17 protein-coding genes are annotated in these 20,360 nt (G+C 70.8%); 4 read left to right on the top strand and 13 right to left on the bottom strand.

Annotation, left to right across the window (positions count from 1 at the left end; genetic code table 11):
- Window positions 1-55 precede the first annotated feature (55 nt).
- Window positions 56-1,006 carry a phosphotransferase family protein gene (locus ACYVF6_RS14320; RefSeq protein WP_460521177.1) on the top strand — a complete coding sequence of 317 codons (951 nt, stop codon included), beginning with the start codon at window positions 56-58 and terminating at the stop codon, window positions 1,004-1,006.
- A gap of 21 nt (window positions 1,007-1,027) precedes the next feature.
- On the opposite strand, the gene ACYVF6_RS14315 is transcribed toward ACYVF6_RS14320, so the two are convergent.
- From ACYVF6_RS14315 to ACYVF6_RS14280, 8 genes are all read right to left on the bottom strand, one after another.
- Window positions 1,028-2,254, bottom strand: a complete 1,227-nt coding sequence (locus ACYVF6_RS14315; protein WP_460521175.1) for an MFS transporter — start codon at window positions 2,252-2,254, stop codon at window positions 1,028-1,030.
- Window positions 2,255-2,467: 213 nt separating this feature from the next.
- Window positions 2,468-3,301, bottom strand: coding sequence for an ABC transporter ATP-binding protein (locus ACYVF6_RS14310; protein ID WP_460521173.1), 834 nt, complete (start codon window positions 3,299-3,301; stop codon window positions 2,468-2,470).
- Window positions 3,298-4,344, bottom strand: coding sequence for a FecCD family ABC transporter permease (locus ACYVF6_RS14305; protein ID WP_460521170.1), 1,047 nt, complete (start codon window positions 4,342-4,344; stop codon window positions 3,298-3,300). Before ACYVF6_RS14305 ends, ACYVF6_RS14310 begins: the two co-directional genes overlap by 4 nt.
- On the bottom strand, window positions 4,341-5,351 hold the full coding sequence (locus tag ACYVF6_RS14300; RefSeq protein ID WP_460521168.1) for a FecCD family ABC transporter permease: 1,011 nt from the start codon (window positions 5,349-5,351) through the stop codon (window positions 4,341-4,343). Before ACYVF6_RS14300 ends, ACYVF6_RS14305 begins: the two co-directional genes overlap by 4 nt.
- On the bottom strand, window positions 5,348-6,355 hold the full coding sequence (locus tag ACYVF6_RS14295; protein WP_460521166.1) for a TroA family protein: 1,008 nt from the start codon (window positions 6,353-6,355) through the stop codon (window positions 5,348-5,350). The genes ACYVF6_RS14300 and ACYVF6_RS14295 overlap by 4 nt, the downstream gene beginning before the upstream one ends.
- 276 nt (window positions 6,356-6,631) lie before the next feature.
- Window positions 6,632-7,795: an MFS transporter gene (locus ACYVF6_RS14290; protein WP_460521164.1), complete on the bottom strand. Its 1,164-nt coding sequence runs from the start codon at window positions 7,793-7,795 to the stop codon at window positions 6,632-6,634.
- Window positions 7,795-8,565, bottom strand: coding sequence for an SDR family NAD(P)-dependent oxidoreductase (locus ACYVF6_RS14285; protein WP_460521162.1), 771 nt, complete (start codon window positions 8,563-8,565; stop codon window positions 7,795-7,797). The genes ACYVF6_RS14290 and ACYVF6_RS14285 overlap by 1 nt, the downstream gene beginning before the upstream one ends.
- Before the next feature lie 26 nt (window positions 8,566-8,591).
- The gene (locus ACYVF6_RS14280) at window positions 8,592-9,764 is read right to left on the bottom strand and encodes a GntR family transcriptional regulator (RefSeq protein ID WP_460521160.1); all 1,173 of its coding nucleotides are present in this window, start codon (window positions 9,762-9,764) and stop codon (window positions 8,592-8,594) included.
- A 69-nt stretch (window positions 9,765-9,833) separates the two neighbouring features.
- On the opposite strand from ACYVF6_RS14280, the gene ACYVF6_RS14275 reads away from it, so the two are divergent.
- Together ACYVF6_RS14275 and ACYVF6_RS14270 are read left to right on the top strand one after the other, a co-directional pair.
- Window positions 9,834-12,446, top strand: coding sequence for a right-handed parallel beta-helix repeat-containing protein (locus ACYVF6_RS14275; RefSeq protein WP_460521158.1), 2,613 nt, complete (start codon window positions 9,834-9,836; stop codon window positions 12,444-12,446).
- A gap of 15 nt (window positions 12,447-12,461) precedes the next feature.
- Window positions 12,462-13,853 carry a hypothetical protein gene (locus ACYVF6_RS14270; protein WP_460521156.1) on the top strand — a complete coding sequence of 464 codons (1,392 nt, stop codon included), beginning with the start codon at window positions 12,462-12,464 and terminating at the stop codon, window positions 13,851-13,853.
- Here the strand turns inward: ACYVF6_RS14270 and ACYVF6_RS14265 are convergent.
- Window positions 13,850-15,199, bottom strand: a complete 1,350-nt coding sequence (locus ACYVF6_RS14265; RefSeq protein ID WP_460521154.1) for an FAD-binding oxidoreductase — start codon at window positions 15,197-15,199, stop codon at window positions 13,850-13,852. The two genes, ACYVF6_RS14270 and ACYVF6_RS14265, sit on opposite strands and share 4 nt — an antisense overlap.
- 109 nt (window positions 15,200-15,308) lie before the next feature.
- On the opposite strand from ACYVF6_RS14265, the gene ACYVF6_RS14260 reads away from it, so the two are divergent.
- The gene (locus ACYVF6_RS14260) at window positions 15,309-15,725 is read left to right on the top strand and encodes a VOC family protein (RefSeq protein WP_460521152.1); all 417 of its coding nucleotides are present in this window, start codon (window positions 15,309-15,311) and stop codon (window positions 15,723-15,725) included.
- On the opposite strand, the gene ACYVF6_RS14255 is transcribed toward ACYVF6_RS14260, so the two are convergent.
- Genes ACYVF6_RS14255 through ACYVF6_RS14240 form a run of 4 tightly spaced genes read right to left on the bottom strand, consistent with a single transcriptional unit; the run spans window position 15,722 to window position 20,358 of the window.
- Window positions 15,722-16,918, bottom strand: a complete 1,197-nt coding sequence (locus ACYVF6_RS14255) for a M20 family metallopeptidase (RefSeq protein ID WP_460521149.1) — start codon at window positions 16,916-16,918, stop codon at window positions 15,722-15,724. The two genes, ACYVF6_RS14260 and ACYVF6_RS14255, sit on opposite strands and share 4 nt — an antisense overlap.
- The gene (locus ACYVF6_RS14250; protein WP_460521147.1) at window positions 16,908-18,569 is read right to left on the bottom strand and encodes a dipeptide ABC transporter ATP-binding protein; all 1,662 of its coding nucleotides are present in this window, start codon (window positions 18,567-18,569) and stop codon (window positions 16,908-16,910) included. The genes ACYVF6_RS14255 and ACYVF6_RS14250 overlap by 11 nt, the downstream gene beginning before the upstream one ends.
- Complete coding sequence (locus ACYVF6_RS14245) at window positions 18,566-19,396, bottom strand: ABC transporter permease (RefSeq protein ID WP_460521145.1); 831 nt, start codon at window positions 19,394-19,396, stop codon at window positions 18,566-18,568. Before ACYVF6_RS14245 ends, ACYVF6_RS14250 begins: the two co-directional genes overlap by 4 nt.
- Entirely contained in the window at window positions 19,393-20,358 is a 966-nt protein-coding gene (locus ACYVF6_RS14240; RefSeq protein WP_460521143.1) for an ABC transporter permease, read from the bottom strand. Before ACYVF6_RS14240 ends, ACYVF6_RS14245 begins: the two co-directional genes overlap by 4 nt.
- Between the last annotated feature and the right edge of the window lie 2 nt (window positions 20,359-20,360).

The following is a 20,360-nucleotide window of genomic DNA, read 5'->3' as shown; positions in this document are numbered from 1 at the left end:
CGCGGGCGCGCAAACTCGCTGGCGATGTCCGACCTCCTGCGTAGATGATCGGAGGATGTCGGGAGAATCCGCGTCGCCGGAACCGCTTCTCGCGCGTCTGGTGGCCGATGCCGGGCTGCCTTGCAGTTGCCGGGTCGACTTGTTCCGGGTGTCGTCCAACGACGTGTTCGTCGTCGAGTCCGAGGGCGGCCAACGGTTCGTTGCCCGCGTTCACGGCGGCGGCGAGGATCCCGGCAGGTTGCTCAAGGAGACCTGGCTGCATGCGCTGCTTCGCAGGCACGACGTCCCCGCGCCGCCGATCCTGGCGGCGGCGTCCTGCGAGGGCCGCTCCGGGACCTTGCTGCCGTGGGTCGAAGGCGTGACGCTGGAGCGGGTCCTGGTCGAGTGCTCGCCCACCGAGCAGAGGGCTGCCTGGCGCGCGTTCGGCGCCACCCTGCGGCGCATCCACGAGATCGAGCTGCCCGCAGCCGGCGAGATCGTCGGCGACCGAGTGGTGCCCTTCTCGCAGAGCTGGGGACGGTGGGCGACCGCCAGCCTGGCATCCGACCTCGAGACGATCCTTGGGCAGGTTGGCGACCACATCGACGATCCGGTGCTCGACGAGCTCGCGGAGGCGGCCGGCCACGCCGTCTCGCTGACTGCCGGATCCCGGCTGCTCCACAACGATCCGCTGCCTCACAACGCCATCCTCAGCCGGGGCGAGGACGGTTCATGGTCGTGCGCGGGATGGCTGGACTGGGACGACGCCCGCGCTGGCGATCCGTGGTGGGACGTCATGAAGCTCGACTTCCGGCCGGCGGGCCTGGTCCCGCCGGCCTTCTACGAGGGGTACGGAGGAGCGCCCGACGAGGCCCGGGCCAGCGTCTACGATCTGCTGATGGCCGTCTGGCGAGCGGGCGCCACCCTGCGGACCGGTCAACGCTTCGACTGGCCCGACACGCAGGCCGGTATCGACTACCTGATGGACCGCGACAACCTCCTCCGCCTCCACGCCCTCCTGCGATAACCGCCAGGAGTCACCTGCCGGTCAGTCTGGACGCAGCACCGCGAGCGGCCGCCAGGCGACGGCGGCGACGACGAGCATCGCCGCGCCCGCGATCCAGAATCCCGTTGTGAGGTTGAGTTTTTGGGCGATCAGCGCGCCCAGGGCTCCTCCGATCGGGACGACGCCGAGGGAGACGAACTGGCGCACGCTGTTCACCCGGCCGAGCAGCTCGAACGGCGTCACCCGTTGGCTCACGGTCGTTTCGGCCGCGCCGAACATGATGGAGTGCGTGCCGAACAAGGCCATCGTCGGTGCGACGACCCACACGCCACCGGGATGCGCCGCCAGCACGAGGTGGACGATCGCCTCGAAGCACAGGCCGATCCGCAGCACGCCGACCGCGCCCAGGATCGGTTCGATGCGGCGATAGACCCACGGCCCGGCCAGCCCACCGACGGCCGAACAGGTCGCCAGCAGCCCGAACCCGAACGCGCTGAGGCCCAGCACCTCGGTGGCGTAGAGCACCCAGGTGGCGAACCCGAGCATGAACGTCAGGTTCATCACGCCGCCCGTGGCGACCAGCAGCCTCAGTGCGGGCCGGCGGTTCAGCCATCGCAGGCCCGCAATGATGTCGGCCCACACGCTGGTCTTCCCGGCCGGCGATCGGCCGGCCCGCGGTTGCCGAACCGTGAGCCTGGCCAGCAGAATCGCGGTCGCGGCGTACGTGATCGCCTGGAACGCCGAAGGGTACGCGTGGCCGAGTGCGAACAGGAACGCGCCGAGCGGCGGCCCGGCCAGCTGGTTGCCGATGATCGTGGTCGCCATCAGCCGCGCGTTGGCGTCGCCGAGCCGTTCCGCCGGCACGGTCAGCACCACGAGCCCACCGACGGCGCCGTCGGCCAGCGTCTCACCGGCGCCGAGCAGGAACAGCGCCACGTAGGCCACGACGAGATTCACCTGGCCGGTGACGATGGTGAGCGTGAGCACGGCCATCGCCACCGCCCGGCAGACGTCGACGACCGCGATCAGCCGCCGTCGATCCCACCGGTCGACCAGGGCGCCGCTGAGCAGGCCGAACAGCAGCCAGGGCAGCTGCTGAACGAGTACGGCCAGGCCGACCAGGCCTGGCTCGGAGGTCAGGGAAGCGACGAGAAGCGGACCGGTCGCTCCCAGCACGCCGTCGCCGAGGTTGGTGGTGGCCGATGCCAGCCACAGGCGACGGTAGTCAGGGTTGAAGTCGCGGGCGAACACCCGCGCGAACAAGGGCATGAAGGACTCCGGGACCGCTCGAGTGAAGCGCTGTTCGCCAGCGCTGGACCCGTGGCCTGCGCCACGACACACCAGCAGTGCCGGAGGGCGTTACGCGTCCCTCCGAGGGCGTGCTCTGATCGAGCTCAGGCCCTCGTGGCCGGGCTGGTGCGGAGCGTGGAGTCCAACAAAACCGGTGCTACCTTCTGCTCGACGGACGGATCGCGGTCGACTCTAGTGCGCCGGGTGGTGTGGGCGCCGCTCGTTTTCGCCGACGGATCGATGGCGGCCGCGGGGGACGACCATCGGGGTGGCGCTGATCGGGTCGTCGACCACTACGCAGGCCAGCCCGAAGACGTCGGTCACTGTGGCCGCGGTGATGACGTCTGACGGCGGACCTTCGGCGACGATCTCGCCGGCTTTCATCGCCAGGAGGTGGTCGGCGTAGCGGCAGGCGAGGTTCAGGTCGTGCAGGACCAGCACGATCGTCTTGGCGGACGCACGGTTCAGGTCGGTCAGCAGGTCGAGCAGGTCCACCTGGTGGCAGATGTCGAGGAACGTCGTCGGTTCGTCCAGCAGCAGGATGTCGGTGTCCTGGGCCAGCGCCATCGCCACCCACACGCGTTGCCGCTGCCCGCCCGACAACGACGACAGCGGCCGGTCGATCAGCTCGGCGGTGTCGGTCGCGGCCAGCGCAGAGGACACGGCCGCGTCGTCGGAGCCGTTCCAGCGGCGGAACCAGCCCTGGTGCGGATAGCGTCCGCGCCCCACCAGGTCGCCGACCGTGATGCCGTCCGGTGCGACCGGCGACTGCGGCAGCAGCCCGAGCACCTTCGCCACCTCGACGCTGCGCATCGCCTGGACCGAGGTGCCGTCCAGCAGCACCTCGCCGGCCCTCGGAGACAGCAGCCGCGCCAGCCCGCGTAGCAACGTGGACTTCCCGCTCGCGTTCGCCCCGACGATCGCGGTGATCTTGCCGTCGGGGATCTCGACGGACAGGTCGCGGATGACGTCCGCCTCGGCGTACCCCAGGCTCAGTGAGCGGGCACGCAGGTCATGTGCGGTCATCCGCCGCGTCCTTCCCGGTTGACGGTGATCAGCAGCCAGATCAGGTACGGCGCACCGATCGCGCCGGTGACGACTCCTGTCGGCAGTGCGACGGGCAGCAGGTGCTGCGTCACCAGGTCCGCGCCGAGGACCACGATCGCGCCGACGAACGCGGACGCCGGCAACCCGCCGGACGTCGGGCCGAGCAGCCGCCGTGCGATCGGCCCGGACACCAGCGCGACGAACATGATCGGTCCGGCGACCGCCGTCGCGAACGCCACCAGCACGATCGCCACCGCGATCAGGCCGAGCCGCGCCGGCTCCACCCTGGTGCCGAGTGCCTTGGCCGCGTCGTCTCCGAGCTCCAGCGCGCGCAGCGGGCGGTCCAGCAGCATCGCCGCGGGCAAGAGGACGACCAGCGTCACCAGCAACGTACGCAGCTCGCCGGGCCCGGCCTGCCCGACCGAGCCCACCAGCCAGGTCATCGCCTCGCGCGCGTCGTACAGGTCGGCGCGTGCGATCAGGTAGGCCGCGATCGACAGCAGGAACTCCGACACCCCGATGCCGATCAGGATGAAGCGGTAGCCGGAGATGCCGTCCTTCCACGCCAGCAGGTAGATCAGCGCCGAGCTCAGCAGCGCGCCGGCCAGCGCCGAGCCCGAGATCCACGCGCTGCTCGCGTGGAACAGGATGATCGACGCCACCGCGAACAGGCTCGCGCCGGACGAGATCCCTACGAAGTCCGGCGAGGCGAGCGGGTTGGCCAGGAGTTTCTGGAACGTCGAGCCGGCCGCGCCCAGTGCGAGCCCGACGCCGAGCGCCGCGGCGGCGACCGGCAGCCGCAGGTCGTGCACGATGAAGTCGACCGACGGATCCTCGCGCAGCCGGAACGTCGACGCGACGACTTCCCACGCGGTGAGCGGGAAGCTGCCGATCATCATGGTCAGCACGAACAGGCCGAACGCGATCGCCGCCAGCACGACGGTCACGAGCACGACCCGGCGCCGCCGCCGCATGCGGTGCGCGCGGACCAGGGGAGCGGCGTCGGTGATGGTCGTCCTCACAGCTTCACCAGGTCCCGGAAGCGGACGAGCGCGACGAACGCGGGCGCGCCGAGCACCCCGAGCACGACGCCGACCTGCAGCTCGTCGGGTGCCAGCACGACTCGGCCGGTGATGTCGGCGGCCAGCAATACGATCGGCGTCAGCAGGATCGAGTACGGCAGGATCCAGCGGTAGTCCGCACCGCAGATCAGCCGAGCCAGGTGCGGCACGACCAGGCCGAGGAACGTGATCGGCCCGCACGCGGCGGTGGCCGCGCCGCACAACACCGTGACCGTGACGAACAGCACCGCGCGGGTCCGGCGTACGCGCTGGCCGAGGGCGACGGCGACGTCCTCGCCGAGCGCGAGCCCGTTCAGCGCACGCCCGGCGCCGAGGGCGACGATCAGTCCGAGCAGCATGAAGGGAGCCGTCTGCCACAACACCGGCAGGTATCGGCCGGCCAGCGAGCCGACCTGCCAGAAACGCAAGGCGTTCAGCGCCTCGATGTTGGTCATCACGATCGCGGCGGTGATCGACGAGAGCCCGGCTGTCACCGCGGCGCCGGCCAGCGCGAGCTTGACCGGCGTGGCGCCTTCGCGCCCGAACGACGCGATGCCGTAGACCAGCACTGTCGCCGCACCGGCACCGAGGAAGCCGAGCCAGATGTGGATGCTGACGCTCTGCGTCCCAAGCACCATGATCGAGAACACGATGAACGCAGCGGCGCCCGCGTTGATCCCCAGGATTCCGGGATCGGCGAGCGGGTTACGCGTCACGCCCTGCAAGATCGCGCCGCTGACGCCGAGTGCTGCGCCGGCGATCAGGCCGATCAGCGTCCGCGGCACGCGCATCTGCCGGACGACGGTCTCGGCCGCCGAACCGGGATCGAAGTGTACGAACGCGTCCCAGATCGTGGCGAGCGTGATCGAGCGGGAGCCCATCGTGATGCTGAAGAAGCACACGACGAGCAGGACGCCGGCGAGGCCGACCAGACCGGCGATCCGGCCCGCGTCGTTCCTACCGATCATGTGAGCGACGGGTCCGCTTTCTCGATCGCGGCGGTCAGCTTGTCGAGCTGCTGGGCGTAGTCGGTGTAGGTGTGCAGCCAGTAGGCCGGCCACTTGACGTACGCGCCGGCGGCGTACGCCTTGATGCTCTTGGCGATCGGCTGCTTCTTCAGCAGGTCGAAGTTCGCCGGATAGTTGCGGTCGTCGAACAACAGCAGGTCGGGCTGGTAGGTGTCGGCGTTCTCGAAGCTGAGCGTCTGCCAGTACGGAAACTCCGGGTCGGGCTTGGCCGGGTCGGTCACGTCCAGGCCCCACTTCTGGAAGTCCAGCAGCTCGGGCGCGTACTTCGGGACGGCGACGGCGTACTTGTCGTCGTACGGGCTGATCGCCAGCGCGGTCAGGCCGGGCTTGGCCCTGGCGGCTTCGGTGAAGTCATTGCGGGCGCGCGCGAAGTTCGCCTTCGCCTTGGCGGCCTTGCCGGTGTCGACGTTCGCGCCGAGGGCTTTCGCGAGCCGCTCGTACCCCTCGATCAGGTCGACGATCGAGTCGCCCTGCGCGGGACCGACCACCGGCGCGAGCGTGCCGATCTGCTTGCTGCGCTCCTCGACGCCGGCTTCCATGCCGGAGTACGCCTTCTCGGCCGGCCACCAGTCACCGACGATCAGGTCGGGCTCGAGCGCGGCAGCCCGTTCGACGTCGATCTTGCCCCACTCGTGGCCGATCACCTCGACGCCGTCGAGGTTGGCGTTCTGCAGCCCGACGTCGTCCTTGACCGCACCGTCGGTCCAGACCGCGATCGGCATGATGCCGAACTCCATCAGCGCCGCGGCGGCATAAGAGTGGGCGATGATCCGCTTCGGCGTCTTGTCGAGCTTGACGACCTGGCCATTGCCTGACTTGTAGGAGAACGGCCGGCTGTTCTCCGTCGTGCCGGTCTGCTGCGTGCCGGAGCCACATGCCGTCACCGCACCAACCAATGCGACGGTCAGCAAGGCCGCGGTGACCATGGGGAAGCGTTTGCTCATGGCAGAGGGTGTCCTTCAGCGAGATGGTGGCTGAAGCATAACTTAGGCAAGGCTTGCCTAGCTCCACAATCTGTCAGAACGGAGAACCCGCAGCGCCCGACCCGATCGTGCGGCACCGGTACCCTGCCCGGGCCACGGTCGCGCAGCGAGCGGCGTCGGGAGCGATGCTGCTGGTGTCCGCCGCGGCCGGCACCGGCGCGAGGACGTCCAGGCGTCGCCGGGGGCTGGAGGTCTCGCCTCGCCTGTCGCGGAGGATCTCGTGGCGGCGCCGGCCGCTCAGGCCCGTTGGTTCGCTCCGGAGCGTGCGGCCACTGGCGCGAACGCGGCGACCAGGACGGCCAGCGCCGCGACCGCGCCGAGAGCGATCGGCAACGACCACACGCCGGACATGGCTCCCACCGCACCAGGCCCGAGGAGGAACCCGAGGTACGCGATCGTGGTCACCGTCGAGATCGCACCGGCCTGCCCGTTGGGCCCGGCCCACGTGCCGGCCATGCCGATGATCGTCGGAGCGCAGACCGAGGTCCCGAGCCCGGCGGCACCGATGCCAGCCAGCGCGAGCCACGGGTTGCCGGCGAACGCGGCCAGCGCGGATCCGGCCGCCGCGATGCCACCACCGGCGACCAGGAGCTGGACCGGCTGGACCTTACGCAGCAGGGCGTTCCCGCCGAACCGCCCGGCAGCGGCCGCGGCGGCGAAGACGGCCGGGGCGCTGGACGCCAGCGCGGGAGCCGCGCCCAGCGAGGCGTCCAGGTGGACGGCGCTCCAGCTCTGCCAGGCGTTCTCCACCAGGTACGCGAGTGCGCACAGCCCGCCGAAGACGAGCAGGGCAGGCTCCAGCCTGCGCCGCGGTCTCGCTCCGGGCGTCTCGCCGGGAGCGGCCAGCGGTGCCCGGGCGCCTGGAGCCAGCAGGAACACGACGACCAGCACGATCACGGCGAACGCCAGCCCGAGCACCGGAAGCGAGCCGGCGCCCGCAGCACGCAAACCGGCCGTACCCAAGCTCGCCACCACGACGGCGATCGAGAAGCAGCCGTGGGCGAGGTTCATCACCGGCCGTCCGGTGAGCAGCTCGGCGCGCGAGCAGGCGGCGTTGATCGCCACGTCCGCGGCACCCGACGTCGCGCCGAGCAGGAACAGCGCGAGGCTGAGCGTGACCACGGAGCCCGCGAACGCCGGCAGCAGCCCGCACAGTCCGAACAGCACCATCGCCGCGGGCAGCACCACGCCGCCGTACCGGTCGATCAGATAGCCGGTGAAGCGCATCGACACCAGCGCACCGAGGCCGATCATCACCAGGGCCAGCCCGAGCTGCGCCTCGGTCACGCCGGCTTCGCTCTTCACCGCGGGGAGGATCGCACCCCAGGCACCCCAGAACAGCCCGAACGCACCGAACCCGCCGAGGGCACGCAACCGCGGCGGCCCGCCGGAAACCGGCATCAGGAGGGCGGGTCGAAGCGCCCGTCGACCGCGGTCCAGCCGCCGTCGACGAACAGCACCGTCCCGGTGACGTAGCTGGCCGCATCCGAAGCCAGGAAGACGATCGCGCCCGCCATCTCAGACGGCGACGCCCACCGGCCGAGCGCGCTCTTGTCGGCGTAGGCCTGGTACCACGGGCCGTTGGCCTTGATCTGGGCGGTCAGCGGTGTGTCGACCACACCCGGCGCGATCGCGTTGGCGCGGACACCCGACGGCCCGAACTCCGCCGCGGCCGTACGCAGCAACTGCACCAGCCCCGACTTCGTGGCGGCGTAGACGCCCTGCCCGGGTTCGACGTTGACGCTGCGGATCGAGGAGCAGCCGATGATGCTGCCGCGCCGGCGCTCCACCATGCCCCGGCCGAACGCGCGCACCAGGTCGAACGCCCCACGCAGGTTGAGGTTCACCACCTGGTCGTACTCCTCGGGCTGGTAGTCCAGCAGCCGCTTGCGTACGTTCGTCGCCGGCGTGAACACGAGCACGTCCACCTCGCCGAGCTCGTCAGGGGCCCGGGCCACCGCCGAGCGGTCCAGAACGTCAAGCGGATAAGGGCTCGCGTCGCCGCCGATCGCCGAGGCGGTCGAACCCGCCGCGGCCGGGTCGCGGTCGGAGCACACCACGGAGGCACCCTGCGCCGCGAGCGCCAGCGCCGCCTCCCGCCCGATCCCGCTGCCCGCGCCGACAACGACAGCCTTACGCCCGTCCAGCCGGAACATCGTCGAGTAGTCCACCCGTCGAACCTACCGGCCACGACGAGTTATAGCCGCTGCCGCCACAACGGCACGGCTTCCTGGTGCTGCCCGCCCACAACGGCCCGCAGGTATCCGACCGCGGCCGCGCGGGTGCTCAGGGAGATCGGCAGCACGACGTGCTGCTGCGGATGCCGTTCGCCGCTTGCGATCCGGGAGGCCAGCAGGCGCATCGCCTCGCGGCCCATCTCCTTCGACGGGAGCACGGCCGCGACCGTGGTGATCGGCAGTGGTTCGAGCGGGCCCGCGTTGTCCATGCCGGCCAGCTCGATCCGGTCCGGGAACTCCACGCCGAGCCGGACGAGGTCGTACGCCGCGGCCGCGAGCACGAACCCGTTGGCGCACAACAGCACAGACGGCGGCTCCGGTCCGTCGAGCAGGTCGCGCAGCACGGACTGGTCGGTGCCGTCCGCCTGGCTCCAGAACCGGCGTACGACCGTCAGCTCGGGCCGTACCGGCAGGCTGTGCTCCCGCAGCGCCTGCTTGTGCCCGGTGAGCCGGTCCTGGACGCTGGTGCAGTCGGTCTCGCTCCACAGCGTCGCGATCCGCGTGTGGCCGAGCGCGATCAGATGGGTCGTCACCTGGTAGCCGACCGCGAAGTGGTCGGGCATGACCACATCGGTGGCGAGCTCCGGCAGATAACGGTCGGTCAGCACCAGCGGGATCCGGGCGTTCAGTTCGCTGTACGCCGCCGTGTTGACGCGGCCCTGCGCGGGGTACGCGACCACCCCGGCGACGCCGGCCCGGGCGAACTCCTCCAGCGCCTTCGCCTCGCGCTCAGCCGAGCCGTAGGAGTCGACGAGCAGCATGCGGTAGCCGAGCTCCGCGCACATCGTCTCCACGCCGGACACCACCCGGGTGCCGTGCGGACCCTCCAGGCCGTGGACGAGGCACCCGATCGTCGCGCCCTCCGTACGGACGCGGTGCGGTGGTGCCGCGCCCGGCTCCGGCTGCTCGGCCACGAACGTGCCCTGCCCGCGCCGCCGGACCAGGATGCCCTCGGCAACCAGATCGTTTAACGCACGAATCGCCGTCGTCGAGCTGACGCCGTAACGATCACACAGCTCGCGCTGCGTGATGAACGGCGTGCTGGGCGCGTACTCCCGGCGCTCGATCGCGGCCCGCAGCTCTTCCCTGATGCGGTGATACAGCGGCACCGCGTCGTCTCGGTCCGGGCTCATCGGCGACGGCCTCCTTCGGACGTTGTCGTGCCATTGACACATTAAAGCGTGAAGCCTACGTTCCGGGCCATGACAGCACACTCTGATCGGCGCACGTTCCTTCGTCGCACCGGCCTGGTGACCGCTGGTGCGGCCGCCGCCGGTCTGCTGCCCGCCCGCCAGGCGCTCGCCGGGACCCGCCGCGTGGCCAACCTCCCGGACAGTTTCTACGCCCGGCCCGGCCTGGAGGGCATGCCGCGCATCGACTACGCCTCGATGCCGGTCGTGAACGTCCGCGACTACGGCGCCACCGGTGACGGCCACACGCCCGAGCGCGCCGCGTTCGACCGTGCCGTAGACGCCCTGGACGCCCAGGGTGGCGGCATCGTCTACGTCCCGCCGGGCCGCTACGTCTTCCCGCCACCGGCCGCTCCCACGCCGTACCACTGGCGGCGCACGCTGCACAACATCCACTTCGTCGGCGAGGGCGAGGACTCGGCGATCGTCTTCGAGCAGCCCGCGATCGGAGGCGGCGACTACGGTCACGTGCAGGGCTGGTCGCTCGGCAACTCGGCCGAGCTCTCGTTCCGCGCGCTCTCGTTCAGCTGGACGCCGTACTACCTGGCGCGCAACTCCAAGCCGCACTACACGTTGTCGTTCTCCCAGCAGGACCGTGCGCAGTTCGTCGGCGTGACCGTCGACCAGGGACAGCCCGGCATCTGGATGAACCAGGGCAAGGGCTACTGGGTCGTCGACTGCGTGCTGCGCAACGTCGCCGCCGACGCCATCCACTTCGAGAGCTGCTCGGACTCGGTGGCGGCCTACAACTGGGTGGAGAACTGCTACGACGACTGCGTCGGCAACGTCACCAACACCCGGTCGACGCCCGACCCGTCGATCCTCACCGGCGTCCGGTTCGTCCACAACACCGTCGTCTTCGTGCCGTGGGGCAGGGGAGTGACGCTCGGCGGCGCCGGGCAGGTCACCGAGCACAACTGGGTCGAGGCGGCCGGGAACGCGGGCATCTTCTCCACCGTCGGCGGGTTCGCCGACTGGCCGCCGGCGCCGTTGTACGACAGCTTCGTACGCGACAACGTCGTGATCCGCGGCAACCTCGCGCAGCGGGAGGACAACGCGTTCTACCGGTTCGGCACCGGCGGCTTCCAGGCCGCTCTGGCGGTGATGATGGAGGTACGCGGCCTCACGCTCGAACGCAACCGGGTCTACGGTTCCGAGGTCCACGGCATGACGTTCGGGTTCGACGGCTGGTATCCCGTCACCGGCACGGACTTCGTCGTCCGTGACAACGACGTGCAGGACACGACCGAGTCCGGCATCCACGTCGAGGGTCGCAGCACGATCGACGGGATCGTCCTGGAGGACAACAAGATTCTCGACACGGGCACGGCGAGCGTGCTGGTCGACGGCGACCTCACCGCGGCCACCAGCGACGGCAATCTCGTGTCGACGCCTCCGGTGGTCAACGGTTCGGTCGCCGGAGATTTCGACGGGTTCACCGTGAAGGACGTCAGACCGTCGTACCGCGACGTGTACCGGGAGTTCCGCCGGGCCGGTGACGAGACCGGCTGGGAGGAGCCGCCGGCGCTCCCGGCGACGCTGCCCCGCACCGTCGACGTCCGGTCGTTCGGTGCCCGTGGTGACGGACGTGCCAACGACCTGCAGGCGTTCGCTAAAGCCCTGGCGAGCCTTCCGGCGACGGGTGGCGTGCTGCGTGTGCCGGCCGGGCGTTACCGGCTGGATCCGTTGCCTGGAAAGGACTCGCTCGCCTTCACCCGGATCCGGCACCACCTGCTGGTCGCGGGCCGGAGCAACGTCCACGTCAGGGGCGACGGCGACAACTCCGTGCTGGTCTTCGGCAGCGCCGACCACCAGGGTCTGCGGTTCGTCGACGTCGAGAACTGCTCGGTCAGCGGGCTGCGACTCGAGCTACGCTCGCAGCCGACGGTGCGCCGGAACCGTGCGCTGCTGGAGTTCTCCGCCGCCCGTTCGTCGGTCGTGTCGGGCGTGACCGCCGTCCGGTCCAGTGGTCCGGGCATCCGGATCGACTCCTCGCGAGGTGTGCGGGTCTCCGGCTGCCGGGTCGAGCAGGCGGGAACGTACGGCATCGAGCTGGCCGCCTGCCGGCAGACCGTCGTGGAGGGCTGCGACGTCCGGCAGAGCCGCGACAACGCGATCGAGACCTCGTGGGTCGGCAGCATCGAGGTCGAGCCGCAGTACGTCCGGATCAGCGGCAACCGCGTCGACGGCACGCGCGAGGGCGCCGGCATCGGTGTGGTCGGCGGGCACCACGTGGTGGTCGACGGCAACGACGTTCGCTCGACGTACCTCGCCGGGCTCTATGTCTACGAGCGCTGCTCGCACTACCCGCCCAAGCGGATCGAGCTCACCGGCAACACGCTGACCGGCGTCAACGGCGGCCGGCTCAGCTACCTGCCGGGCGCGATCGCCGTGCACGGCCTGTCGGAGGGCAGGACCAGCGGCGACCTCGCCATCACGGGCAACACGATCAGCGGGACGCCGTACGCCGGTGTCTGGGTCGGCGGCCCCACGCCGGTGAGCGCCGACTACAGCGTGCTCGACCGGCTGGTGGTGTCCGGCAACACGTTCAGCGGCGTCGGCGCGACCGGCATCGCGATCGACGACCAGCAGCGCGCACTCATCCAGGAGCTCGTCATCGAGTAGGCGGGAGCAACCAGCATGGCAGCGATCTCACGCAAGGCTTTCCTGACGCTCGGCACGATGGGTGTGGCGGGCCTGGCGGGGTACGGGCTCTCGCGGCCGGCACCGGCCGAGGCCGCGGACCCGGTGCCCGCGCCCGACCTCGGCATCGCGCCGGGGAACAGCCCGCAGACCAACCGCGTGAACCTGATCGGCGCGCTCGGCAACAGCTCCGGCCAGGCGGTGACGTTCCCGCCCGGCGACTACCGGATCGACAACAGCGGCTCGTTCATCGTGCTGCTGAACTACACCGGCCAGTGGACGATGCAGGCCGGCGCCCGGCTGGTCTTCACCGATCCCACCAGGCGCGGGCTGAACTTCCAGGGCGGAACGGGTGCGGTCTTCAGCAACCTGGTCGCGACGTTCACCACGCTGCCGACCGTGCGCCAGCCGGACTCGCAGGAGATCGTCATCTTCCTCGAGACCACCGACACCCAGGTGAACGGCGCGAACATCAACGGCTCGGCCGGTGCGGGCCTGTTGTTCTATCACTGCGCACGGCCGCGTGCCACGAACATCCGGATCACCAACACGATGGCCGACGGCCTGCACTTCGCCAACTGCCAGGACGGTTATGCGGACGAGGTGTGGACCACCAACACGGGAGACGACGGGCTGGCGTTCGTCAACTACGCCGGTGGTCCGGCCTACACCGGCGGCTTCGCCAGCGACATCACGGTCGAGAGTTCCAAGGCCCGTGGCATCACGGTGATCGGGCAGAGCGATGTCACGATCGACCACTTCGGCGTGAACTGGAGCGCGGTCAGCGGCCTCAAGGTGGGCTACGAGAGCAGTTACAACACGCGCGTTCCGACCAACGTGCGCTTCCAGAACGGCTTCGTCTACAACGGCGGCGCGCTGGCAGGGGGCCAGTCCGGCAACACGTTCGGCATCGAGATCGACAGTGCCGGCGAGGTGTTCTTCAGCAACGTCGACGTCGACCGGCCGGGCTCACGTGGCGTGTCGAGCAACGCGTCGGCCACGGTGCACCTGACCGATGTCGTCGTGACCAACGCGCCGTCGGCCGGCTTCAACCTGCAGGGCGGCACGTTCCTGCTGGATCTGCTACAGGCGACCGACACCGACGACCTGGGCTACTTCGTGTCGGACGCGACCCGGCTGCAGTACGGCACGCTCACCGCCCGGCGTACCTCGAAGACGGCGACGCTGCACCGGGCGTTCGACTTCGAGCGCAACGCGGTCGTCGCGGGCACGCATCTCTACGTCGTCGACGACCAGGCGACGGCAACGGGCTGGATCGTAGGGGCGTACGGCACGCAGTCCGGCAACCTCGGCACGATCCACGACCAGGTGAACAGCCGCGCGGTGGAGGTGCAGAACGGCTCGGGACTGACGTACACGCTCGTCTAGCCGGGCGTGCCGGGCGGGCTGGGCACGATGTTGTGGTTGAGGTGGAACACGTTGCCGGGATCCCAGGTGGCTTTCAGCGCGGCGAGCTTCGCCAGCTTCTCGGGGCTGTAGGCGCGCCGCACTCCGCCGGCTCCTTCGTCGGTGAGGGCGTTGACGTACGCTCCGCTGGCGTAGGGCGCGAGTGAGGTGCCGTACTGCCGCGCGGCGGCTATCCGCAGGTCGTCCTCGGCCGGGTCCGTCCATTTCGAGGCGGACACGAACTCCACGAACGTGTCGCGATGGCTGAACGCCGTGGCATCGTCCGGGACGTCGGCGATGGCGCCGCCGTAGACCTGCAAGCTGGCATTCGGCAGGCCCGTTCCGCGGCCGTCCGGGGTGCCCCGCAGGACGAACGCCTCGATCGCGGCGTCAGGCAGGTCGCGGAAGTAGTGGCCCTTCCAGTAGCGGCGAAAGGCGTGGCCCTCGATGTCGTCGTCCATCCGTTGCAGCTCGACGTACGACAGCTGCCGCACCTGCTCGTCGACCGGCCGGCCGAGGGCACGCAGCCCGGCCAGCAGGTCGTGAGGGTGCTCGCCCACGTAGACGAAACCCAGGCCCACCCGCGGTTCGCCCGCGACCTCGCCGACCCAGGCGGTCAGCGTCGCCTGCCTGGGGGCGGCCGCCGCCAGCTCGCGCCAGCCGCGGAGTGCTTCGACAGCCGCGTCGAGTGGGAACAGGAGGTTCGCCACCGTGGCCGGTCCGGTGACCTGGTGCAGCTGGAACTCGAACTCGGTGACGACTCCGAAGTTTCCGCCGCCACCGCGAAGCCCCCAGTACAGCCCGGGATTCTCCGTGGCACTGGCGCGCACGGTGTGGCCCTCCGCCGTCACCACCTCGAACGAGAGGACGTTGTCGCAGGTCAGGCCGTACTGGCGGGCCAGCCAGCCCATCCCGCCACCGAGCGTGAGGCCGCCGACGCCGGTGTGCGAGACGTTGCCGGCCGTCGTGGCCAGCCCGTGCGGCTCACCGGCGCGGTCCAGGGAGCCCAGCAGTGCACCACCCCGCACCCGGGCACGGCGCCGGATCGGGTCGATCCGGACGTCGTTCAGCATCGCCAGGTCGATGACCAGCCCGTCGTCGGGAATCGCGTGCCCGATGACGCTGTGGCCGCCGCAGCGGACGCCGATCTCGAGCTCGTTCTCGCGCGCGTACCGGATCGCGGAGGCCACGTCGGCAGGATCGGCACAGCGCACGATCAGCCGGGGCTTGCGGTCGACCATCGCGTTCCACACGGTGCGCGCCTGGTCGTAAGCCGGCGCATCCGGTGTGAGCACGACTCCGCTGATCTGGTCCTGCAGGCTTCTCATGGCACGTGGAGCCTACTGTCTCGACGGCGCCCGCCGGGCCGAAATACGCGACGAGCGGGACAACGGGTGCTTGACGCCGCCGGGCTGGAGCGGTTGGATCCTTGTCCTTATGCAGAAGACGATCCTCATCGGCCTGCGAGTCACCGACCTCGAGAAGTCACTCGCGTTCTACACCGCGCTGGGATACAAGGCGCTCGGCGTGGTCCCGTTCGACGACGGCTCCCAGCTCACGATGCTCAAGCTCCCCGACGAGCCGTCGGTGTCGCTCGAGCTGGTCCACCGTCCGGCCGACGGCCCGGTGGACGTGGGCACCGGCTTCGACCACCTCGCGATCCAGTACGACGTGCTGGCCGACATCCTCGAGTCGCTGACCGCAGCCGGGCTGGAGCCTGGCCCGATGGAGCTCCCCGGCGGCCCGGACGGCCCGAAGACAGCCTGGATCACCGACCCGGACGGCTACCGCATCGAGCTGGTCGAGTGGCCGCCCGGCCAGGAGGACGGCCTCACCGAGGCTGCCTTCGCCTAGATCTCCTGGCCGAGGAAGATCCTGGCGGCTTGGGCGAACACCCTTGTGCACGAGACGATCTCGTCGATCTCGACGTACTCGTCGGCCTGGTGGGCGATCCACTTGCCGCCCGGTCCGTAGACCACGGTGGGGATCCCGGCGTCGCGGGTGAGGATGGTGCCGTCGGTGGCGCCGGGCACGCCGCCGAACACCGGTGGTTGGCCGGTGACGTGCAGGTGGGCCTCGGCCAGGGCCGCGATCACCGGGTGGTCGGCCGGGGTGTCGACCGCCGGCCGGTCGTCGATCACCGACACGGCCGTACGTACGCCCACCTCCGCGCCGGCTCGTTCGGCCAGCCCGGCCACGCGCGCGGTCAGTTCGGTGTGGTCGACGCCCGGCACGGTACGCACGTCGACGCCAAGCAGGCAGTGGGCCGGGATCACGTTCAGCTGGTCGGTGTCGCCGGCCCGCAGCACGGTCGGTGTGAGGTGCACCTGCCCCAGGTGAGGGTGCCGGCCATGCGCGGCTCGCAGCTCGGCCTGCAGCCGGTCCAGGCCGGCGAGGATCCGCCCGGTGGCGACGATCGGGTTGCGTCCCTGCTCGGGCATCGCACCGTGCGCCATCGTTCCGTGCAGGTCGATCCGCAGGCGCAGCGATCCCTTGGCCACCGCGCAGATCTCGCCGGCCTCGGGCTCGGCGATGATCGCGCCGTCGATCTCGGCTGCCAGCGGATCGGCCGCGAACGCCTTCGCGCCCAGCATCATGCCTTCCTCGTCGGCGAGCGCGGCCACGACGATGCGACCGCGGAACGGCCCGGCGAGCTGCACCGCCCGCGCGGCGAAGATGACCGCGGCCAGCCCGCTCTTCATGTCGGCGGCCCCGCGTCCGTACAACCTGCCGCCGGCGACCCGGCCCTCGTACGGCGGCACGGTCCAGTCGGCCGCGTCGCCTTCGGTGACGACGTCGGTGTGTCCCTCGAACAGCAGCGTCGGTCCCGGCCCGCCCTCGCCTTCGAGCACCGCGACGACGTTCGGCCGGCCCGGCGCGACCTCGGTGAGGACCGGCGACCAGCCGAACTCCCGCATCTTCGCCTCGACCAGGGCAGCCGCCGGCGCCTCCGCCGAACCCGTCTCGGGCTCGTGGACGCTCCGGACGCGTACCAGCTCGCGCGTGAACGCGACCACGCCGGCTGGGTCGATGCCGTCAGCCTCCACCGTCGTTCGCCTCCAGGATCAGCTCCGCGGCGGTGACACCGGCCAGCGCCTTGTCCAGCGTGGGTACGGCGGTGAGCAGGCGCCGCGTGTACGGATGCCGCGGGTTGTCGTACACCTCCCGCGCCGGACCGAACTCGACCACACCGCCCTCGTGCAGCACCGCGACGTGCGAACAGACGTGCCGGATCACCGCGAGGTCGTGGGAGACCAGCACCAGCGTGAGCTCGTACTCGTCGGCCAGCCGGAGCAGCAGGTCGAGGATCTGCGCGCGGATGGGCGCGTCCAGCGCGCTCACCGGCTCGTCGGCGAGCAGGACCTTCGGGCGCGGTGCCAGTGCCCGCGCGATCGAGATCCGCTGCCGCTGCCCGCCGGAGAACTGGTGGGGATAGCGATCGGCGGCGTCGGCCGGCAGCCCGACGGCCGACAGCAGCTCGTTGACAGTCGGCACGATGTTCTCGTGCTTCAGGGCGATCAAGGGCTCAGCCACGATCTCGCGGACCTTCAGCCGCGGGTCGAGCGAGCCTGTCGGGTCCTGGAAGACCATCTGTAGGTTCTCGCGGACGAAGCGCACCTTGCGCTCCGGCAGCCCGGCGACCTCGCGGCCGTCGAGCTGGATGGAGCCGGCGGTCGGCCGGTCGAGCGCGGCGATCAGGCGGACGAGCGTGGACTTGCCGGACCCGGACTCGCCGACGATGCCGAACCGTCCACCCGCCGGGATGTCGAGGTCGATGCCACGCAGCGCGTGGATCTCCGGCGCCGCGTCGAACAGCGAGGCCCGCCGGCGTTTGTAGGTACGGGTGACGCCCGACAGCCGGATCTGTGGCCGCCCGGCCTCGGCCGACGCCTGCGCGGGCGCGGCCGCCGACAGGTCGACCGCCGACACCAGCGCCCGCGTGTACGGATGCCTCGGGTCGCGGAAGACGTCGCCGACCGGGCCGGACTCCACGACCTCACCGTCCCGCATCACCAGGACCCGCGTACACACGGTCGCGACGACCGCGAGGTCGTGGGTGATGAACAGCAGTCCGGTGTCGCGTTCGGCGGTCGCGGCCGTGACCAGCTCGAGGATCTGGGCCTGCACGGTGACGTCGAGCGCGCTGGTCGGCTCGTCGCAGATCAGCACCGCCGGGTCGTTGGCCAGCGCCATCGCGATCATCACGCGTTGCCGCTGGCCGCCGGACAGCTGGTGGGGGTACGCGCGGGCCGAGCGCTCCGGGTCGGGCAGCCGCACCTGGTCGAGCAGCTCGACCGCGCGCCGGGCCGCGGCCGATCGGCCGCGCACGGTGTCGTGCACGCGCAGTGCCTCGGCCACCTGGTCGCCGACCCGCATCACGGGGTTCAGGGCGGACAACGGCTCCTGGAACACCATGCCCAGCTGACTGCCGCGCAGCCGAGCCCGGGCCCGTTCCGGCAGCGTGAGCAGGTTTCCCGGCGTACCGGCCAGCTCGACGTCGCCGGAGGCGGCCAGCCCGTCGGCCAGCAGACCCATCAGCGCGAGCGCGGTCAGCGACTTGCCCGAGCCGGACTCGCCGATCAGGCCGACCCGGTCACCGGCCGCGAGGTCGAACGAGACGTCGCGTACGAGCGACGTCCCGCCGGTCAGCTGGACGCCCAGCCCGGCAACCGAAAGCACTGGTCCCGAATCTGTCATCGTGAGTCCAGCCGCGGGTCGTAGATGTCGCGCAACCCGTCGCCGGCGAGGTTGAAGCCGAGCACCGCGAGCGCGATCGCGACGCCCGGCCAGACCGCCAGCAGCGGGTGGTCGAACACCAGCTCCTGCGCTTCCTGCAGCATCCGGCCCCAGGAAGGCGTCGGGGGAGCGGTGCCGAAGCCGAGGAACGACAGCCCGGCCTCGGCCAGCACGGCGATCGCGAAGCTCACCGACGACTGCACGATCACCAGCCCGGTGACGTTCGGCAGTACGTGCTTGACGGCGATCCCCCACGGCCGTCGCCCGGCCGAGCGCGCCGCCAGGACGTACTCCGTGCTCATCACCTGCAGAGTTCCGGCCCGGACGATCCGCGCGAACGCCGGCGCGGTCGCCAGCCCGATCGCGACCATCGCCGTGAGCGTGCTCGCGCCGAACACCGCGCCGAACATGATGGCCAGCAGCAGCGCCGGGAACGCCAGCGCGAGATCCACCGCTCGCATCACGAAGCCGCCGAGCCGGCCGCGCGACATGCCGGCGAGGATGCCGAGCGGCGTGCCGAGCAGCGCGGCCACACCGACGGCGACCACGCCCACGAACAGCGTCGTACGCGCGCCGATCAGGATCCGACTGGCCTCGTCACGGCCGAACTTGTCGGTGCCGAGCCAGTGCCCGGCGCCCGGACCGAGCAGCCGGGCCGAGGAGTCGACGCGGAAGGGGTCGCCCGGCGTCCACACGAACGAGACGAGCGCGGCCAGCAACACCAGCGCGACCAGCACGCCGCCGGCGACGAGCGACGGGCTCAGCCGTCTGTTCACCAGGAGCCTCATGCTGTGCCTCTTCCTGGCCCAGCCGTTCGCAGCCGTGGGTCGACGAGGGTGTAGAAGATGTCGACGAGGTAGTTGACGACGAGCACCGCGACCACGAGTACCATCACCACGCCCTGCACGAGCAGCAGGTCGCGGTTGGCCACTCCGTCGAGCAGCAGGCTGCCGAGACCGGGGATGACGAAGACCTGCTCGACCACGATCGCGCCCACCAGCAACGTAGCCAGCTGCAGCCCGAGCACGGTGCCGACGGGGATCGCGGCGTTGCGCAGGCCGTGCCGCAACAGCGCGCGGTAAGGCGTCAGGCCTTTCGCCCGGGCCGTTCGGAGGTAGTCCTCGCGCTGCACGTCGAGCACAGCCGAGCGGACGTACCGCGCCAGCACCGCCGCCTGGGCCAGCCCGAGCGCCGCCACCGGCAGCACCAGGTGCCGGACGAACTGCCCGAACCCGTCGACAGGCGCGACCCAGCCGCCCGACGGCAGCCAGGACAGCCTCACCGCGAAGAACGCCACGGCCAGCAGCCCGGTCAGGAACGCGGGTACGGCGATGCCCAGCTGGCTCAGCACCGACAGCACCGCCCCCGACGGGTGCCGGTGTCGTACCGCCATTACGGTGCCCATCGGGACGGCGATCACCAGCGCCAGCACCATCGCGGTGACCACGACCCACGCCGTGACCCCGAGCCGGTCGACGACCTGCGGGCCGATCAGGTCACCGGTGACGTACGACCGCCCGAAGTCGCCGGTGAGCAGCCCGCCGACCCAGTCGAGATAGCGCACGAGGAGCGGCCGGTCGGTGCCGAACTCGCCGCGCAGCTGTTCGACCGCCTCCGGCGTGGCGTTGGTGCCCAGCACCACCTCGGCGGGATCGCCGGGCAGCACGGCCATGAAGCCGAACACGAGCAGCGTCGCCGCGAACAATGTCGCGACGAACACGCCGGTACGCCTCAGCAGCCGCAGGACCACGG

Source organism: Flindersiella endophytica (genome assembly GCF_054779015.1).
This window is presented reverse-complemented; position numbering and strand designations above follow the sequence as displayed.

Bases quoted from the DNA above. Each gene is read 5' to 3' on its own strand.
- ACYVF6_RS14315 (WP_460521175.1), bottom strand. From the start codon at position 2,254: ATGCCCTTGTTCGCGCGGGTGTTCGCCCGCGACTTCAACCCTGACTAC.
- ACYVF6_RS14270 (WP_460521156.1), top strand. From the start codon at position 12,462: ATGGCAGCGATCTCACGCAAGGCTTTCCTGACGCTCGGCACGATGGGT.
- ACYVF6_RS14300 (WP_460521168.1), bottom strand. From the start codon at position 5,351: ATGATCGGTAGGAACGACGCGGGCCGGATCGCCGGTCTGGTCGGCCTC.
- ACYVF6_RS14280 (WP_460521160.1), bottom strand. From the start codon at position 9,764: ATGAGCCCGGACCGAGACGACGCGGTGCCGCTGTATCACCGCATCAGG.
- ACYVF6_RS14275 (WP_460521158.1), top strand. From the start codon at position 9,834: ATGACAGCACACTCTGATCGGCGCACGTTCCTTCGTCGCACCGGCCTG.
- ACYVF6_RS14260 (WP_460521152.1), top strand. From the start codon at position 15,309: ATGCAGAAGACGATCCTCATCGGCCTGCGAGTCACCGACCTCGAGAAG.
- ACYVF6_RS14250 (WP_460521147.1), bottom strand. From the start codon at position 18,569: ATGACAGATTCGGGACCAGTGCTTTCGGTTGCCGGGCTGGGCGTCCAG.
- ACYVF6_RS14245 (WP_460521145.1), bottom strand. From the start codon at position 19,396: ATGAGGCTCCTGGTGAACAGACGGCTGAGCCCGTCGCTCGTCGCCGGC.
- ACYVF6_RS14290 (WP_460521164.1), bottom strand. From the start codon at position 7,795: ATGCCGGTTTCCGGCGGGCCGCCGCGGTTGCGTGCCCTCGGCGGGTTC.
- ACYVF6_RS14295 (WP_460521166.1), bottom strand. From the start codon at position 6,355: ATGAGCAAACGCTTCCCCATGGTCACCGCGGCCTTGCTGACCGTCGCA.
- ACYVF6_RS14265 (WP_460521154.1), bottom strand. From the start codon at position 15,199: ATGAGAAGCCTGCAGGACCAGATCAGCGGAGTCGTGCTCACACCGGAT.
- ACYVF6_RS14320 (WP_460521177.1), top strand. From the start codon at position 56: ATGTCGGGAGAATCCGCGTCGCCGGAACCGCTTCTCGCGCGTCTGGTG.
- ACYVF6_RS14310 (WP_460521173.1), bottom strand. From the start codon at position 3,301: ATGACCGCACATGACCTGCGTGCCCGCTCACTGAGCCTGGGGTACGCC.